This window comes from Aeromicrobium erythreum, from assembly GCF_001509405.1.
In the GTDB taxonomy this organism is placed as follows: domain Bacteria; phylum Actinomycetota; class Actinomycetes; order Propionibacteriales; family Nocardioidaceae; genus Aeromicrobium; species Aeromicrobium erythreum.
This window is the reverse complement of the sequence record NZ_CP011502.1, coordinates 3,486,322-3,502,283: the sequence shown is the minus strand read 5'-3', so window position 1 is coordinate 3,502,283 and position 15,962 is coordinate 3,486,322. Positions and strand designations below refer to the sequence as shown.

Annotated in this window: 13 protein-coding genes and 1 tRNA gene; 6 read left to right on the top strand and 8 right to left on the bottom strand. The window is 68.5% G+C overall.

Annotated elements, in window-relative coordinates:
* Positions 1-82: 82 nt before the first annotated feature.
* Positions 83-715 carry a histidine phosphatase family protein gene (locus Aeryth_RS16515; RefSeq protein ID WP_067860883.1) on the top strand — a complete coding sequence of 211 codons (633 nt, stop codon included), beginning with the start codon at positions 83-85 and terminating at the stop codon, positions 713-715.
* Positions 716-718: 3 nt separating this feature from the next.
* On the opposite strand, the gene Aeryth_RS17755 is transcribed toward Aeryth_RS16515, so the two are convergent.
* On the bottom strand, positions 719-1,174 hold the full coding sequence (locus Aeryth_RS17755; RefSeq protein WP_067860881.1) for a cell division protein CrgA: 456 nt from the start codon (positions 1,172-1,174) through the stop codon (positions 719-721).
* Between the two features lie 103 nt (positions 1,175-1,277).
* Here Aeryth_RS17755 and Aeryth_RS16505 point away from each other — a divergent pair, with 103 nt between their 5' ends.
* Positions 1,278-2,021: a DUF881 domain-containing protein gene (locus Aeryth_RS16505; protein WP_067860879.1), complete on the top strand. Its 744-nt coding sequence runs from the start codon at positions 1,278-1,280 to the stop codon at positions 2,019-2,021.
* 30 nt (positions 2,022-2,051) lie between these two features.
* Here the strand turns inward: Aeryth_RS16505 and pknB are convergent, their stop codons facing one another.
* From pknB to Aeryth_RS16475, 6 genes are read right to left on the bottom strand one after another with little or no spacing between them, the layout of a single operon-like run.
* Positions 2,052-3,827 (bottom strand): Stk1 family PASTA domain-containing Ser/Thr kinase, encoded by a 1,776-nt coding sequence (gene pknB / locus Aeryth_RS16500; RefSeq protein ID WP_144433836.1) that lies wholly within the window; start codon positions 3,825-3,827, stop codon positions 2,052-2,054.
* A gap of 28 nt (positions 3,828-3,855) precedes the next feature.
* Positions 3,856-5,325, bottom strand: a complete 1,470-nt coding sequence (locus tag Aeryth_RS16495; RefSeq protein ID WP_067860878.1) for a peptidoglycan D,D-transpeptidase FtsI family protein — start codon at positions 5,323-5,325, stop codon at positions 3,856-3,858.
* Complete coding sequence (locus Aeryth_RS16490) at positions 5,322-6,698, bottom strand: FtsW/RodA/SpoVE family cell cycle protein (RefSeq protein WP_067860876.1); 1,377 nt, start codon at positions 6,696-6,698, stop codon at positions 5,322-5,324. The genes Aeryth_RS16495 and Aeryth_RS16490 overlap by 4 nt, the downstream gene beginning before the upstream one ends.
* Positions 6,695-8,008 (bottom strand): PP2C family protein-serine/threonine phosphatase, encoded by a 1,314-nt coding sequence (locus Aeryth_RS16485; RefSeq protein ID WP_067860874.1) that lies wholly within the window; start codon positions 8,006-8,008, stop codon positions 6,695-6,697. The genes Aeryth_RS16490 and Aeryth_RS16485 overlap by 4 nt, the downstream gene beginning before the upstream one ends.
* A gap of 4 nt (positions 8,009-8,012) precedes the next feature.
* The gene (locus Aeryth_RS16480) at positions 8,013-8,498 is read right to left on the bottom strand and encodes an FHA domain-containing protein FhaB/FipA (RefSeq protein WP_067860872.1); all 486 of its coding nucleotides are present in this window, start codon (positions 8,496-8,498) and stop codon (positions 8,013-8,015) included.
* Positions 8,495-9,220, bottom strand: coding sequence for an FhaA domain-containing protein (locus tag Aeryth_RS16475; RefSeq protein ID WP_067860870.1), 726 nt, complete (start codon positions 9,218-9,220; stop codon positions 8,495-8,497). The genes Aeryth_RS16480 and Aeryth_RS16475 overlap by 4 nt, the downstream gene beginning before the upstream one ends.
* 283 nt (positions 9,221-9,503) lie before the next feature.
* Here Aeryth_RS16475 and Aeryth_RS16470 point away from each other — a divergent pair.
* Positions 9,504-9,589 (top strand) — tRNA-Leu (locus tag Aeryth_RS16470).
* Positions 9,590-9,800: 211 nt separating this feature from the next.
* Here the strand turns inward: Aeryth_RS16470 and bcmE are convergent.
* Positions 9,801-11,039, bottom strand: coding sequence for a thiamine pyridinylase (gene bcmE, locus Aeryth_RS16465; protein WP_067860868.1), 1,239 nt, complete (start codon positions 11,037-11,039; stop codon positions 9,801-9,803).
* Between the two features lie 574 nt (positions 11,040-11,613).
* Here bcmE and Aeryth_RS16460 point away from each other — a divergent pair.
* From Aeryth_RS16460 to Aeryth_RS16450, 3 genes are all read left to right on the top strand, one after another.
* Positions 11,614-12,309 carry a trypsin-like serine peptidase gene (locus Aeryth_RS16460; RefSeq protein ID WP_067860866.1) on the top strand — a complete coding sequence of 232 codons (696 nt, stop codon included), beginning with the start codon at positions 11,614-11,616 and terminating at the stop codon, positions 12,307-12,309.
* A 138-nt stretch (positions 12,310-12,447) separates the two neighbouring features.
* The gene (locus tag Aeryth_RS16455) at positions 12,448-13,752 is read left to right on the top strand and encodes a hypothetical protein (protein WP_067860864.1); all 1,305 of its coding nucleotides are present in this window, start codon (positions 12,448-12,450) and stop codon (positions 13,750-13,752) included.
* Between the two features lie 13 nt (positions 13,753-13,765).
* Positions 13,766-15,181: a hypothetical protein gene (locus Aeryth_RS16450; protein ID WP_144433835.1), complete on the top strand. Its 1,416-nt coding sequence runs from the start codon at positions 13,766-13,768 to the stop codon at positions 15,179-15,181.
* Positions 15,182-15,962: the final 781 nt, after the last annotated feature.

Sequence of the window (15,962 nt, the reverse complement as noted above, 5' to 3'; positions counted from 1 at the left end):
CCCCTGGGTCCCCTCCATCCTCTCGGACACGCCGCCGGTCCGCCCGGCGACGGGCCCGCCCGACACCCGCTAGCCTGCGACCGTGGGCGCCATCCATCTGATCCGGCACGGCCAGGCCTCGTTCGGCAGCGACGACTACGACCAGCTCTCCGCCCTCGGCACCCGTCAGGGGAGCTGGCTCGGGCTCGCCTGGGAGGCGGCCGACTTCCGGCCGCACTGGTCGGTGGCCGGCTCGCTGCGACGGCACGCCCAGACCGCCGTCGCGGTGCTCGACGCGGTCGACGGCGACCTCTACGACGTCGACGCCGGGTGGGACGAGTACGACCACCTCGCCCTGGCGGGCGAGAAGGTCACGCCGACGACGGACCCTCGCGAGTTCCAGGCGCACCTCGACGCCGCGCTCGGCGCGTGGGTCAGCGGGGCGCCGTCACCGGTCGAGTCGTTCGCGGAGTTCTCCGCCCGGGTGCTGCGCGCACTCGACGAGGCCGTCGCGCAGGCCGGGTCGGGCCGACGCGTCGCGGTGTTCACGTCGGGCGGGCCGATCGCGTTGGTCGCGTCGCACCTGCTGGCGGGTGACGCGTCGCTGTTCATCCCGCTCAACCGGGTGGTGGTGAACGCGTCGGTGACCACGCTCATCGTCGGGCGCGGCGGCACGCGGCTGCTCACCTACAACGAGCACGGCCACGTGCCCGCCGACCAGGTCACGTTCCGGTAGGGCTCACTCCCACTTCATCGCGAAGCCGAACGCGGCCACGATGAAGCCCATGCCGATGACGATGTTCCAGTCGCCGAGGTCGGAGTAGACCGGGATGGTGATGTCGGTGCCGGAGATGACGTAGAAGACCACGATCCACAGCAGGCCGACGACGGCCGACGCGATCATCAGCGGCGCGGCGAACCGGCTGCCGGTGGGCGTGCCGGGCTCGGGCTCGGGGCGGGTGCGCGAGGCGACCGACGAGGCGGCGAACGCGATGACCGCGGCGATCGCGAAGTTCCAGGCGCCGAGGTCGAACAGGCCCGGGATCGCGCCGATCTTCGGGAACGAGCGGTCGGAGACCGTGAAGAAGGCGCCGACCGCCCAGGCGACGGCCACCACCAGCAGCAGCAGGGCGAGCGGGTGCGCCCAGCCGCCTCGGCGCGTGCGGACCGTGCTCGGGGTGCTGTTCTTGGCCACGGGGATCTCTTTCGGTGCCGTCTGCAGGTTCTGGGCCGTCTGCAGGTTCTGGGCTAGCGTAGTCGGCGTCGCGGACGGTGTCGGAGTGGGGAGAGGTGCTCGCATGTCGGGGACGCGTGCACGCTCGCGGACGAGGTCGTCGCGCGGCTGGTCCGTCGCGGTGCTCGGGGTCTGCCTGGTGGCCGGCCTCACCGCCGCGGCCGCGCACCGCACGTCCGACGGCCAGGACCTGCGACCGGCCGGTGGCGACGTCGCGTCGCTGGTCGGCGAGCGGGAGCGTCGGGTCGAGCAGCGACAGGCCGACGTGGTCGACCTGCAGCGCGAGATCGACGCCGCGACCGCCGCTGCCGACGACGCCAGCGGGGTCGAGGCGATCGTGCGACGGCTGCGCACCCTGCGCGACCTGGCCGGGCTCAGCACGGTGCGCGGGCCGGGCATGCGGGTCACGCTGACCGACGCCCCGCGCGACGCCGACTCCGCCGGGATCGACCCGAACTACCTCGTCGTGCACCAGCAGGACCTGCAGGCGTTCGTCAACGCCCTGTGGGCCGGGGGCGCCGAGGCCGTGAGCCTGCAGGGCCAGCGGCTCGTGTCGACGACGGCGATCGTGTGCGTCGGCTCCAACGTCATCATCGACGGGCGGCCGTTCTCGCCGCCGTACGTCATCGAGGCGGTGGGCGACGTGCCCGGCATGACCTACTCGCTCGGCTCGTCCCCCGAGGTGGCGAACTTCGAGCGCTACGTGACGAAGTTCCGGCTCGGCCTGAAGGTCACCACGGGCGACGACCTGGTGGTCGCGCCCTACGGTGGCGCGACCGTCCTGCGGTACGCGTCGGCGCTCTCCTGACCGGCGTGGCCGCCGGTCAGGAGAGTCCGGCTACTGCCCGGGGGTGAGGTCGAGGTCGGCGGCGCCGTCGCCGTTGCCGTCCGGGGCGTCACCGTTGCCGTCGGCCTGGTCGCCGCCCTGGTCGTCGCCCTCGTTGCTCGACACCGTGATCTCGATGGTGGTGCCCGGCGGCACCGACGTGCCCGCCGGCGTGCCCTGGTTGGTGACCTGGCCCTTCGGTGCGGTGGCGATCGGGTCCTCGGTGACCGAGACCTCGAGGTCGGCCTCCTGCAGGGTCTTCTCCGCCTCCTCCTGCGTCATGCCGACCAGGTTGGGCACCTGTACCTCGCCCTGCGACACGATGACGGTGACCGTCGTGCCGGCGTCGACGCTGACGCCGGCCGCGGGGTTGGTGTTGATGACGGAGTTGCGGCTCTGGTCCGACGCGCGTTCCTCGCGCTTGACCTTGAGCCCCTGCCCCTCGAGCGCGGCCTTCGCCTCGTCGAAGGTGTAGCCGACGACGTTGGGCACCTGGACCTGCGCCGGTCCGGTGGAGACGACCAGCGTCACCTCGGTCCCCTTGTCGACCTCGGTGCCGCCTTCGGGGTCCTGGGAGACGACGTTGCCCTCCTCGACGTCGCCGTCGGCGCGCTCCTGCGTCTGCACGGTGAAGCCGTCGCGCTCGAGCGTCCGCTGCGCCGCGACGGCGTCCTGGCCGGTGACGTCGGGGACCTCGACCTGGGCGGGCGCCGGCGGGGGCTGGTTGGCCTGGTTGTAGGCGTAGATGCCGATGCCGGCGAGCAGCAGGAGCAGCAGGATCGCGAGCGCCCAGTACAGCGGCTTGCGGTTCTTGCGCTCCTCCTCGTCCTCGACGGCGGGCTGCGTGCCGGTGGCCGCGGCGGCCGCCACGGCCGGGGCGACGGCGGTCGCGGCCGGCACGACCGAGGTGGCCGCGGTCGGGGCCTCGACCTGCTGGCCGGCGATGGCCCGCTCGAGGTCCTTGCGCATGTCGGCGGCCGACTGGTAGCGGTCGTCGGTGCGCTTCGCGAGCGACTTCGCGACGATGTGGTCGACGGCCTGCGTCACCTCGGGGTTCAGCTGCGACGGCGGTCGGGCGTCCTCGCGGACGTGCTGGTAGGCGACCGACACGGGGCTGTCGCCGACGAACGGCGGACGTCCGGTGAGCAGCTCGTACAGCAGGCAGCCGGTGGAGTAGATGTCGGAGCGGGCGTCGACGGTCTCGCCCCGGGCCTGCTCGGGCGACAGGTACTGAGCGGTGCCGATGACCGCCGCGGTCTGCGTCATCGCGCTGGAGGAGTCGGCGATCGCGCGGGCGATGCCGAAGTCCATGACCTTGACCTGGCCCGACGGCGTCAGCATGACGTTGGCGGGCTTGATGTCGCGGTGGATGATGCCGGAGCGGTGCGAGTAGTCGAGCGCGCTGAGCACGTCGGCCGTGATCGACAGGGCGCGCTCGGGCAGGATCTTGCGGTCGTCGCGCATGATCTCGCGCAGCGTCTGGCCCTCCACGTACTCCATGACGATGTACGGGATGTGGTTGCCGTGCTTGTCGGTCGACTCGCCCGTGTCGTAGACGGCGACGATCGCGGGGTGGTTCAGTGCGGCGGCCGACTGCGCCTCGCGGCGGAAGCGGGCCTGGAAGGTGTCGTCGGAGGACAGGTCGGCGCGCAGCTGCTTGATGGCCACGGTGCGGCCGAGGCGCAGGTCGCGCGCGACGCGGACGTCGGCCATGCCTCCGCGACCGAGCAGCCCGCCGAGCTCGTAGCGCTCGCCGAGCAGGATGGGCTCGTCGCCGGATCCGGTCATGGGGTCACTCTCCCTAGGGGGGTCGAAGTCACTCACCGAGCACCGCCTCGATGACGGAGCGTGCGATGGGGCCGGCGAGGCGTCCACCGGCGATCTCGTTGCGGGCCGTGCTCGAGGACTCGACGACGACGGCGACGGCGACCTTGGGGTCGTTCGCCGGGGCGAGGGCCACGAACCAGGCGTAGGGGGGTCGGTCGGGGGTCGACTGCGCGGTGCCGGTCTTGGCGCCCACCTGGACGCCGGGGATCTGCGCCGACGTGGCGGTGCCCGACTGGACGGTCGCCACCATCATCGAGCGCAGGATCGCCGCGTTGTCGGCGCTCATGGCGCGGTCGAGCTCTTCCGGCTCCAGCGAGTCGAGCACGCGCAGGCTGGGCGAGCGGACCGACTTGACCACCTGCGGCTTCATGACGACGCCGTCGTTGGCGATGCCGGCGCCCACCATCGCCATCTGCAGCGGGGTGGCCGCGACCTCGAACTGACCGATGCCGCTCTGCGCGAGCTGCGGGGCCTCCAGGTCGGTGCCCTCGGCCGTGAACTGGCTGGCGTTGCTGGCCAGGCCCTCGAGCGGGTCGGTGCCGAAGCCGAACTTGCGGGCTTGCTCGTCGAGCTTGTCCTGGCCGATCTTGCCGGCCAGGTCGCCGAAGGAGACGTTGCAGGAGACCTGCAGGGCCTGCTCGAAGGTGATCGGGTCGCCGCCGCAGTTGCCGCCGTTCTCGTTGGGCAGCGTGTACTGGATGCCGGGGAAGGAGAGGCTGGCGCCACCCTTCACGCGGCTGTCGGCCTTGAGGTTGAGGTCCTCCAGCGCCGCGGCGGCCGTGACGAGCTTGAACGTCGAGCCGGGCGGGAGGATCTGCTGCGTCGCGCGGTTGGTCAGCGGGTCGTCCTCGTTGGCCTGCAGACGCTTCATCGCCTCGGTGACCTTCGAGAAGTCGTGGCTGGCGAGCACGTTGGGGTCGTAGGAGGGCTGGCTGACCATCGCGAGCACGGCGCCCGTCTTGGGGTCGAGCGCCGCGACGGCGCCCTTCGTGCCCTCGCCGAGCGCCTCCAGGCCGCTCGCGGCGACCTTCTGCGCGCGCGGGTTGATGGTCAGCTCGACGCTGCCGCCCTGGGGCTTCTTGTTGGCGAGCAGGTCGACGACGCGGCTGACGAAGAGCCGGTTGTCGCTGCCGGACAGCACCTGGTTCTGCGAGCGCTCGAGGTTGGCGCTGCCGTAGATGTAGGAGAAGTAGCCGGTGAGCGGGGCGTACAGCGTCGACTGCGGGTACACCCGCTGGAACTTGTACTGGTCCTTGCTCGGCTTGCTCTCGGCGACGGGCTCGTCGCCCACGAGGATCGCGCCGCGGTCGCGGCTGAAGTCGGCGTCGATGACGCGCTTGTTGCCCTGGCGCGCGTTGAGGTCGCCGGCCTCGACGAACTGCACGTAGTTGACGTTGATCAGCAGCGCCGCGAACAGCACGAGGCAGGCGACGGCGAGGTTGCGGATGGGCTTGTTCACGACAGCTTCACCACCTGGGTCTCCTCGTCGTGGTCGAACTGCGACACCTCGGGCGCGGGGCGTCGGGTCTGGTCGCTGATGCGCAGGAGCAGCGCGATGATGGCCCAGTTCATGACCACGGACGAGCCGCCCTGCGCCATGAACGGCGTGGTCAGGCCGGTCAGCGGGATGAGGCGGGTGACGCCGCCGATGACGACGAAGATCTGCAGCGCCATCGAGACGGCGAGGCCGGCGGCGAGCAGCTTGCCGAACGCGTCACGGCAGGTGAGCGCGATGCGCATGCCGCGCTCGACGACCAGGCCGTAGATGACGAGGATCGCCATGAGTCCGGTCAGGCCGAGCTCCTCGCCCATCGCGGAGGCGATGAAGTCCGAGAACGCGAACGGGGTGAGCTGGGGGCTGCCCTGCCCCCAGCCGGTGCCGAGCACGCCGCCGTAGGCCATCCCGAACAGACCGTTGATGATCTGCCCGTTGCGGTCGGGGTCGGAGAAGGGGTCGAGCCAGGCGTCGAAGCGCACGCGCACGTGCCCGAACGCGAGGTAGCCGAAGTAGGCGCCGGCCACGAACAGGCTGCCGCCGACGACGAGCCAGCCCGGCCGCTCGGTGGCGATGTAGAGCATGACGACGAACAGGCCGAAGAACAGCAGCGACGAGCCGAGGTCGCGCTGGAAGACGAGGATGGCGATGCTGATCAGCCAGGCCGCGCCGATGGGGCCGAGGTCGCGGCCGCGCGGGAGGTCGATCCCGGCGAAGCGTCGGCCGGCGAGCGCGAGGGCGTCGCGCTTCACGACGAGGTAGCCGGCGAAGAAGATGGCCAGGCAGATCTTGGCGGCCTCGCCGGGCTGGAAGCTGAACGGGCCGATGTTGATCCAGATGCGCGCGCCGCGGATGTTCTGCCCGATGACGGGCAGCAGCGGCAGCACCAGCAGCGCGAGCGCGACGAAGCCGAAGGTGTAGGTGTAGGCCTGCAGACGACGGTGGTCGCGGATGACGAGCAGCACGACGGCGAACAGGGCGATGCCGATGCCCGACCACATGAGCTGGTTGGTGGCGAGCGGGCCAAACGCGTCGTTGCCCATCGCCTGGTAGCCGAGGTCGATGCGGTAGATCATCGCCAGTCCCAGCCCGTTGAGGCAGATGACCAGCGGCAGCAGGACGGGGTCGGCGTAGGGCGCGACCTTGCGGACGAGCAGGTGCGTGGCGACGGCGGCCGCGACCAGGAAGATCACGAGCCGCAGCGCGTCGGCCGGCACGCGACCCTCGGCGCCGAGGCCGACGGCGCAGTAGGCGCCGACGCCGATGAGCACGGCGAGCAGGGTCAGGGTGAGCTCGGCCCCGCGTCGCTTGCGCGGGACCAGGGTGGGTGTGCTCATGCGGACCGCTCCCGGTCGGCGGTGCGCGACGCGGAGGGGGACGGCGAGGGGGAGGGGCTCGGCGAGGGCGACGGCTCGGGCTCCTCGGCGAGGCCGCGCAGGTTCTCGACGATCTGCTCGGCGTCGGCGCGGCTGTCGGCCTCGATGCCGCCGCGCACCTGCTGCGCGCGGAAGGTGGGCAGGGTGTCGAGCTCGACGTCGGTGACCTCGTCGACGTGCTTGAGGGTGACGAGCGGCAGGTCGGCCTGGACGCCGCGGTAGATGACGACCTTGCCGTCGGCGGAGGCCACGTAGTACTGGTCCTGCGACCAGCGGTAGGCGTAGAACGCGCCGGCGGCGACGATGCCTACGACGACGGCGAGGGCGACGAGGCGGCGCACCCAGCGCCACTTGCTCGGCGGGCGCGGCGCGTAGCGCAGCTCCTCGGGGTCGACCTCCTTCTCGCGCCTGCGCTCCTTGCGCTCCTCGCGCGAGCGGGCCTTCCCGGAGCCACCGGAGGCGTTGCCGGTGCGGGGGCGGGGTCCCTCTGCGGCCGCGCCGACGAGCTGCGGGCGTCCGTCGGCCGACGAGAGCTCCTCTTCCGACACGGCACCGGAGGGCACGAGCTCGCCGATGACGACGGTGACGTTGTCGTAGCCGCCGTTCTCGAGCGCAGTGCGGACCAGGTCGGACGCGGCCTGGTCGATGGTCTCGGCGCTGAGCAGCTGCTGGATGGTGGCGTCGTCGACCATGTCGGACAGACCGTCGCTGCACAGCAGGAAGCGGTCGCCAACCTGCCCCTCGAACCACTCGAGGTCGGCGTCGTTGTCGTCGCGGCCGAGCATGACGCGCAGCAGGAGGGAGCGGTGCGGGTGCACGCGCGCCTCCTCGGGCGTCAGCTTCCCCTCCTCCACGAGGCTCTGCACGAACGTGTGGTCGGTGCTGATCTGGGTCAGCTCGCCGTCGCGCAGGAGGTACGCGCGCGAGTCGCCGATGTGGGCGGTGGCGAAGCGCTCGCCGTCCCACAGCATCGCCTCGAGCGTGGTGCCCATGCCCTCGACCGACGGGTCCTCGGCGACGAGCTCGCCGAGGCGCTGGTTGGCGTGGGCGACGGCCTTCTGGAGCGCCTCGAGCGGGTCGATCTCGGGCAGCTCGCGGTCGAGCTGGCGGATGACGTTCATGGTCTCGGCCGAGGCGAGGTCGCCGGCGGCCGCGCCGCCCATGCCGTCGGCGACGGCGATGAGGCGGCTGCTCGCGTAGCCGGAGTCCTGGTTGCTGGAGCGGCGCAGACCGACGTCGGTGAGCGCGACGTAGCGCAGGGTGAGGGACATCGTCCTACTTCCGCAGCTCGACGATGGTCTTGCCCAGCCGGACCTGGATGCCCAGGCCGATCGGGGTGGGGGACGTGATCCGCTGGCTGCCCAGGTAGGTGCCGTTGGTGGAGCCGAGGTCCTCGACGAACCACTGCTCGCCGTTGGTGGCGAAGCGGGCGTGGCGGGTGGAGACGTAGTCGTCGTCGAGGCGGATCGCGGCGTCGGTGCCGCGGCCGAGGAGGACGGGACCGTCGCCGAGCGGCACGCTCTGGCCGGAGTTGGGGCCGGAGACGACCTGCAGCTTGGTGGGCGCGCCGCGCGGGGTGCGCTGCTTGCGGCTCTTGGCGGGCTTCGCGGCGGCTGCGGCGCGGGGCTGCTTGGCGGGCTTCTGGTTCGGTGCCTTCGCGCCGAAGATGTCGGAGCGGATGACCGACACGGCCGACAGCACGAACAGCCACAGGACGGCGAGGAAGCCGATCTTGATGAGGGTGAGGGTCAGGTCCGTCATCGGTCCTCGCTCGTCGTGATGCGGATGGTGAGGACAGTGTTGCCGAGGCGGATCTCCGAGCCGTTGCCGACCGAGGCGGTCTGCACGCGGTGCCCGTTGAGGACGACGCCGTTGGTCGACTGCAGGTCGGTGATGGTGACGGTGGTGTTGCCGCCGGACTCGTGGACCTTGATGTCGGCGTGCCGGCGGGAGATGCCGGGGTCGTCGATGCGCAGGTCGGCCTCGCTGCCGCGTCCGACGACGACGCCGGGCGGGGTGAGGGGGTGCTTGAGGCCGTTGACCTCGAGCACGACCTGCGAGCTGCGCACGGCGGTCTCGGTCATGCGGGCGCCCTCGACGGGCCGGACGGCCGCGTTGGTGCGGCTGCGCACGCGGAAGCGTCCGGTGCCGAGGTCGGGCGCCTCGACGAGCTCGATGCGCAGGGGCCCGGCGAGGGTGTAGCGCTGCTCGGTGACGTGCTCCTGCACGAGCGTGGCGAGCTCGGTGGTGAGGGTGTCGCCGAAGGGGGCGAGCCGGCCGTGGTCGGTGGGCGAGAGCTCGACGGTGAAGTCGTTGGGGACGAGCATCCGCTGGCGCGAGAGCACGTGGGCGGAGTTGTCGACCTCGCGCTGGATCGCGGCGGCGATCTCCACCGGCTGCACGGCGCTGCGGAAGGCTCGGGCGAACGCGCCGGTGACTGCGCCCTCGAGCCGCTGCTCGAAGCGGCTGAGCACACCTGCCATCGGTTCTCGCCTCCTGCCGGGTCACGTGCGTGGGGTCGTCGGTGGTCCCGACGATGGTATCGGCAGGCACGACGCACGCGAATTGACGTGGGAACGCGTTCCATTCTTCCTGCCCCACCCCAGCCCCGCCGCCCTCTCCATCGGTGGCTCATCAACCCGCGCGCCGGCATCGGTGCCCCAGCACCCCCAGGAGCCCTGCTGCGGTTGCCCAGCCACCGACGGGCGGGTGCGGGTGCGTGGGAGCCGTGGTGTTAGACTCGGCGACTGTTCCTCAGGGAACGACGCGCGAGTGGCGGAACGGCAGACGCGCTGGCTTCAGGTGCCAGTGTCCGCAAGGGCGTGGGGGTTCAAATCCCCCCTCGCGCACCAGACGAGAAGCACGAGGAAGAACGAGAGAGCCGTGGGCGGCAACGCCGGCGGCTTTTTTCGTGCATCGATGTCGGGCTGGACGAGCAGGGACAGGCCCCCGTCGTGCCCGTCTCCGATTGTTGCGCAGGCGCGTTCGAGGACGCCCTGGCGCACCGATCCGTCGTCGTCGACGCAACGTGCAGGACCCGGGTCTCGGAGTCTGCCGCGGTGTTCACCTCTTGCGTGCCAGATTCACTGGCAGGTGCGCGAGCGAGGGGTGGATGGGGTGGTCGTTGACGACGATGGTGTCGTTCTCGGGCACGGTGTTCTCGAGGAGCTGGTCGCGGATGACCGCGCCTTGTGCGGTGAGCCAGTCGCGCACGCTCGCGTCGACGGTGAAGGCGTGGCGGGGGGAGCCCATGACGATGGTGCGGATGGTGCTGTAGAGGGGGTACTGGTTGGCGAGGTCGTCGAGAACGGACTGGCGTGCCGGGATGAGGTACTGGGGGTTCTCGTCTGCGGTGCGGGCTCTGCAGCCCTGCCCGAGCACCTGCAGGGACGTCATTACCTGCGCCAGCGCCTGTGCGGATGCGGTGTCGGGTGTTCGAGGGTTGATGCCGACTCCGTCGACGAAGAAGCAGTTCTCGCCCTGGGCGCTCGCGGGGGCGAGTGGTTTGGCTCGGACGGTGTAGTTCTGGATCTGGTCGACGGGGAACGTCGCGAGGCTCTCGGTGACGCCGGCGAGGGCGCGCCCTGATCCGGTCGTGAACCACTGCAGCCGTTGGGAGGCGGGATCCTCGTATCCAGCCTGCGCGCGGCCTGCGGCCTTGGTGTAGTTCAGCAGGGAGGCGATGGCGTTCTCATCGACCGTCGGTGGCGGCTGGAACGGCACGTCGTAGCCGTGGTCCTGCTGCTGGAGTGCTTGGGCGTACTCGCAGGCGTCGGTGGTGCGGCCCGTGTAGTCCAGGAGCAGGCCCGAGTCGGTCGGCGGTTGGGGTGTGGTGGGGTCCGTGGCGACGCCGAGGACGTCGAGGATGCCGTCGCTGCCGACAGCGTCGAGCAGGTCGACGTCGAGGCTGCGGACGATCAGGGAGCTGAGGCAGCCGAGCTGGGGGTAGGCGACGACCTGCCCTTCGACGGTGACCGCTCGCTGGGCGAAGTCCATGAAGTCGCCGTCGAGGGGCTCGCTGATCGGCAGGAGGTAGCCGGCTGTCTGGAAGTGGTTGATGAAGATCGCGTCGAAGGTGAACACGTCGAGCGTGCTCGGTGGATCGGCGGAGTAGCAGTCGTAGTCGACGAAGTTGAGCTCTGGGCCGTCGGGTCGTACCGCTTGCCACTGGGCTCGGATCGCGTCCTCGAACTGGAGGGGGCGGGGCAGGTAGGGGTAGATGGCGACGTTGAGGACGGGTTCGGTCGTCGTCGACGGCCGAGGAAGTCTGAGTGGTCGAAGAAGCGGGGTGTCCTTGGGCATGAGCGGTCCAGATCGTGAGAGGGATGTCGGACGCTAACCCGCTTGCCACGAAAGCGAAGGCGAATGCCCTCATCTCGCCGAGTCATGAGGTGATCAACCTTCACGACCTGGGGCGTCGGCAACGCGGAGGAGGCGGGTTCAGGCGTGGACTCCGACGCTGACGGAGGTCGTCGAGCTCCTGGGCTCTGAACGAGTCACGCTGCCCCGCGTCATCACGTTCCTGTCCTGCAACGTCTAGCCGGCCGAAGCGTGACGCCGTAGTTCGCAGGAACTATCGAGAGCCCCTTTTTCGCGTCTCGATCGGGTTCGGCGGGTTGTACGTCCCATTTATCGCCCCGTCCATTGACGAGGTGGCAGTGCATCCCGATTCTGAACTTCCTCGCCACGAGTTCAGCGATGGCCCCTCCGGCAGCGTAGGGATCTTGGGGATTTCGAGTCTTCGCTGGGATGGGTTGCACGGTTTTATCTATCAGTTTTCATGATCGATCAGTCAGGGGTGTTTCGCATGGAAGATCAGTCTCGGACAGGTGCGCCTATCCTCAACAGTGTCTTTCCCCCAGACGGACGTGTCCGGGTGGATCCGACCACCGTCACGCCGTTCTCGTGGGTCGGCCAGCTCGCCATCACCTTTCCCGACGGGAGCCGCGGCACCGGAACCGGCACGCTCATCGACCGAGACCGGGTGCTCACCTGCGGTCACAACCTTTATCAAGACAGGCGCGGGGGGAGGGCGAGCTCGGTCATTTTCTCGCTCGCGCAGAACGGCACGGACCGGCCGTACCCTCCGGTCGGCTTCAGGGATGCTCACGTGAGTGAGGAGTACAGGACGCTGTCGCCCGCGGACCCCGCCGCGACCGGCGGAGTGGTTCGTGATTACTCCCGGTACCTCTACGACTTTGGCGTGGTGTCCCTGCAGACAGGACTCGACCCCGCGGAAGGTGCCTTCCCCTTCCTGTACGACGCCAGCGACGAGACTCTCGTGGATCGAACCGCTGATATCGCTGGGTACCCGGGCGACAAGACGGCCGGCACCATGTGGAACGCGGCTGGCCCCTTGACGCCGCCGCCCGCTGCTGAGTTCCTGTGGTACCGCATCAGCACGTTCAACGGTCAGAGTGGCGCGGCTGTGAGGTGCACCTTCGAAGAGGACGAGGAAGGCGACGTTCCTCGGATCGTAGGCATCCACGTGGCCGGCAGCAGCGAGCTGCAGTCCAACTTTGCCGTCAGATTGACCAGCGACGTCATCAGGACCATCGAGACGTGGCTCTAGGAACCTGCCGTGCTTCCCAACGACGAGTCGCGCGAGGATCCGTGCTCGCGTTCGTGATCTCAGTTTTCTACAGCTTGACCCTGCCGCGAACGAGGGAATCAGTTCGCATGATCGATCAACGATAAAGGCGATGGAACCATGACTGACTACAATGCCACCCTCTACGAGAAGCTGTACTCCAAGCTTGCGATCGCGGTCGGTGCCGGTTCGAAGGAGAATCCGGGAACCATCGGAGAGTCTCTCCTCTCCATCTACAACCCGGGTCAGTACCTGCCCGTCAACCTCGACCCGGTCAACAACGCGGACGACGACCAGGAGATCTCGCAGCTGTTCGACACGGCGCCCATGTTCAACTTCACCTACACGCCCGGTGCTCTGCGCGTCTCCGATGCGTACAAGAGCATTCTCGACCTCAAGACCTACCCCATCGCCGATCTGAGCGAGAAGGAGAAGGCGAAGCTCGCAGCGGCTGAGAAAGACTACGAGGAGCGTCAAGAGAAGTGCGACGCCGCCGAGACCGCGTACTGGGCCGTGGTGTCTGAGTACGACGCCGCGCAGGCCAACTACGAGAACAAGACCGGGCCGGCACCGTCGGCGGCCCTCAAGGCCAAGGTCAAGTCGGCCATGGACAAGTGGGTCGCGGCTGGCAAGATCAAGCAGCAGACCAATCTCGCCATCATGAAGCAGCTCCAGGGCCGAGACGGGTCGGCGTTCTGGGACAAGCTCGACCAGCGGTTCGCCGAGAACGAGCGCGAGCTGCCGAGTGGTCTGCGCTTTCCCCCCGCCACTCTCGCGCCCCGGTACGCAAGCTGGTTCAAGGACGAAGGATGGACGAAGTTCGAGTTCGTCGAGAAAGACCTCAACAACCAGTCGACGTCGACCAACATCGGTGTCGCCGGCAACCTCGATGGCAAGTTCGGCATCGTCACTATCTCTGGCTCCGGCAGCTATCAGGAGGACAAGGAGTACATCAAGGTCGAGGAGACCAGTCTCTCCTTCAAGTGCGAGCTGATGAGGGTCACCATCAGTCGCAACTGGATGAACCCATTGGTCTTCAACAGTCGGGCGTGGAAGTTCGAGCCCACGGCACCCGCTGCGGAGCTGTCGTCTGGCGGGAGCCTGAAGGACAAGATCGTCCCGACGGGCGCCTTCGTCGCCATCCCGACGACCGTCATCCTGGCGCGCAACGTCGAGATCCTCGGCAAGTTCCAGAACACCGTCGAGGAACGCATGAAGCGCGAGATCGAGGCTGAGGCCAGTCTCGGCATCGGACCGTTCTCGATCGCTGGCTCGGTGCAGTACAAGGACCGCCGCGAAAGCATCAAGGGGACGTTCGCTGAGAACAAAATCTCGATCAACAACACGCAGATCATCGCCGCGATCAGCCAGGTTCTTCCTCAGGTGCCGAACCCCGACCCGAACCTCCCGTGGGCTCCCGCGTGATCGGTGCTGGGGCGTGGCAGAGCGCTTCTCAGCCATGGGAGAGGGCGACGCCGGCATGAGCCGAACCGATTCAGCCGAGTTCGTCCAGCTGTACAGCAAGATTGCCCAGGCGTTGGCGGTCTCCGGGGTGGTCGGGCAGAGTCCCGATGCGCTCCTCAGCATCCAGTGGCCGGGAATCGTCGTCACGCCGCACCTCGACCCTGACGACCCCGAGACCAAGTACATGGTCAGCAATTTGCTCAACGCGGCACTGGAGTGCAACTACGTCGTGACACCGAAGGCCGGCCTGGTCTCCGACATCTATCAGCTGATCCTCAACGGCAAGGAGACTCCCGAGATCGGACTCTCGCCGGAGCAGAAGGCTGAGTTGGCGAAAGCTGAGGGTTACCTCGAGGTGGACGGTGAGCCGAGCCCGCAGCTGCGTGACTACGTCGAGTACGAGGCGGTCTTCTACGCGGCGCAGGATCTGCTCTTCGAGGCTCGCGCGACTGAACAGAACGGCGGACCTCTCGTCCCGCCAGAGGTGATCGCTCGCTACCGCGAGGCTCGTCAGGCCTGGGACGAGCATGGTCACAGAGAAGAGGTCGAGACCGCTCTGGCAACCGTGAAGCAGCTGCAGGCCCGTGAACCCTACGTGTACTGGCAGCAGCTGGCAGACCGATTCGACACAGGCACCGAACGGCTCGCGAATGGGAGTGCGTTCCAGGTCGTGGACAGCGTGCCGCGCTACAAGGACTGGTTTCGCGATGAACAGTGGACTCCGTTCCGCTTCGACCCGGACGACTTCGCCAACCAACCCCGCTCAGGTGGGACAGGGATGCGAGGGTGCGACGGCAGATGTTGCTGCAGCGTCCGCTCAGGAGACGAAGTATCTCCAGGGCGAATGCCTGCGTGGAACCGGCAGTCCTCCATCCTTGCCGCTCGACACGTCGAGAGCGGGATGGACGAAGCAGGCCCAGCGGCGAGCGGCGCGGAGAGTCCGTTCTTCCTGTCGTGCTCGATGAAACGGATCTCGATCGTCCGACCGTGGATGGACTCCTCTGTCTTCTCGAGCCGATTATGGAAGTGGTCAGCGCAGAGCATCGGACGCGGCACCGTCATCTCAACCGGCGGATCAGTCGTGGGCAATGAACCCGCCACCGGAGTTCTTCCCATCCTGCCGACCACGGCTCTCCTGGTCAAAGATGTCGAGCTCATCCTCTCCTCGCGCGAAGCGTATGACTGGATACTCGACAAGATCGAAGCAGGGCGGGAAGTGCGCTACGGCCCATTCAGTCTCAACGCTTACAGCGAACCGTCAACGCGTCACCTGCGCATGGTGCCGGGTGCCTCTGGCGTCGTCAGTGGTAGCCCGCAGATCCTCGGGTTCATCTCTACGTTGATCGGACGGTGCCCCCATCCGGATATGACCCTCCCCTGGCCAAGCTGATCGCACGCAGCAGAGTGGATGGTCGAGGGGCGCTCCCGCTCGATCCAGGGCGTCGTGCTCGGGGTGGCCGTCTGGGGTGTGCACCTGTCGCGATGGGGGATCCTCCGGACCGGGGCTTCGTCGAGACGAGCGTGCCTGTCGACGCGGTTCTCATCGTGCCTAGAGGGATCGCCCACGGTGCGAGGGCCCGCGCCGCCGGATCGGTGCACTGATTAGACGTGCGGCAGCTCGTCCGGGTGCGCTCGCACGCCGGAAGTGTGCGGGACTGACGGCGTGCAGTCGCTTGAAGGCTGCGCTGAAGGCGAACGCGTCGCCGTAGCCGACTCGGCGGCGTGCCGTACTGGAAGGTCTCTAGCGGAGCCAGTGGCACAGTAAGATTCCCACCAGTGACAAACCTCCATCCGCGTGTTCTCGCGATGTTCGTGAGGAGTGTCGCTCTGCTGGCAATGCCGGCAAGCGCTAGATCGCTTGGCTCGAGTCGCTGGGCCTGGGTGCTCCTCCATACGCCGATGAGCTCGCGCTCGAGAGCGGCGTGCTCTTGCTGCCGCAGTTCGAACGAGCCGGCTGGGTCGCGACTGACCGCTCGCCATGCTGCCGAAGCACTGGATGCTGTGCTCGGAGAGTGGAGCGGTTCGGTTCATGAGGACTTCTGGCACCTCGACTCCGTGCCTGACTCCCCGGAGTGGGCGTGTCTGCGGGACCTGGCTTTTCAGGCACTGATCAAGTTCTAGCCTCGGCCCGCCGTATTCGTGGTACCTGCGCACCCAGGAGAGCGAGTCTC

Coding starts and splice junctions, on each gene's coding strand:
- bcmE (WP_067860868.1), bottom strand. CDS start 11,039: ATGCCCAAGGACACCCCGCTTCTTCGACCACTCAGACTTCCTCGGCCG.
- Aeryth_RS16485 (WP_067860874.1), bottom strand. CDS start 8,008: ATGTCCCTCACCCTGCGCTACGTCGCGCTCACCGACGTCGGTCTGCGC.
- Aeryth_RS16490 (WP_067860876.1), bottom strand. CDS start 6,698: ATGAGCACACCCACCCTGGTCCCGCGCAAGCGACGCGGGGCCGAGCTC.
- Aeryth_RS16475 (WP_067860870.1), bottom strand. CDS start 9,220: ATGGCAGGTGTGCTCAGCCGCTTCGAGCAGCGGCTCGAGGGCGCAGTC.
- Aeryth_RS16505 (WP_067860879.1), top strand. CDS start 1,278: ATGTCGGGGACGCGTGCACGCTCGCGGACGAGGTCGTCGCGCGGCTGG.
- Aeryth_RS16480 (WP_067860872.1), bottom strand. CDS start 8,498: ATGACGGACCTGACCCTCACCCTCATCAAGATCGGCTTCCTCGCCGTC.
- Aeryth_RS16455 (WP_067860864.1), top strand. CDS start 12,448: ATGACTGACTACAATGCCACCCTCTACGAGAAGCTGTACTCCAAGCTT.
- pknB (WP_144433836.1), bottom strand. CDS start 3,827: ATGACCGGATCCGGCGACGAGCCCATCCTGCTCGGCGAGCGCTACGAG.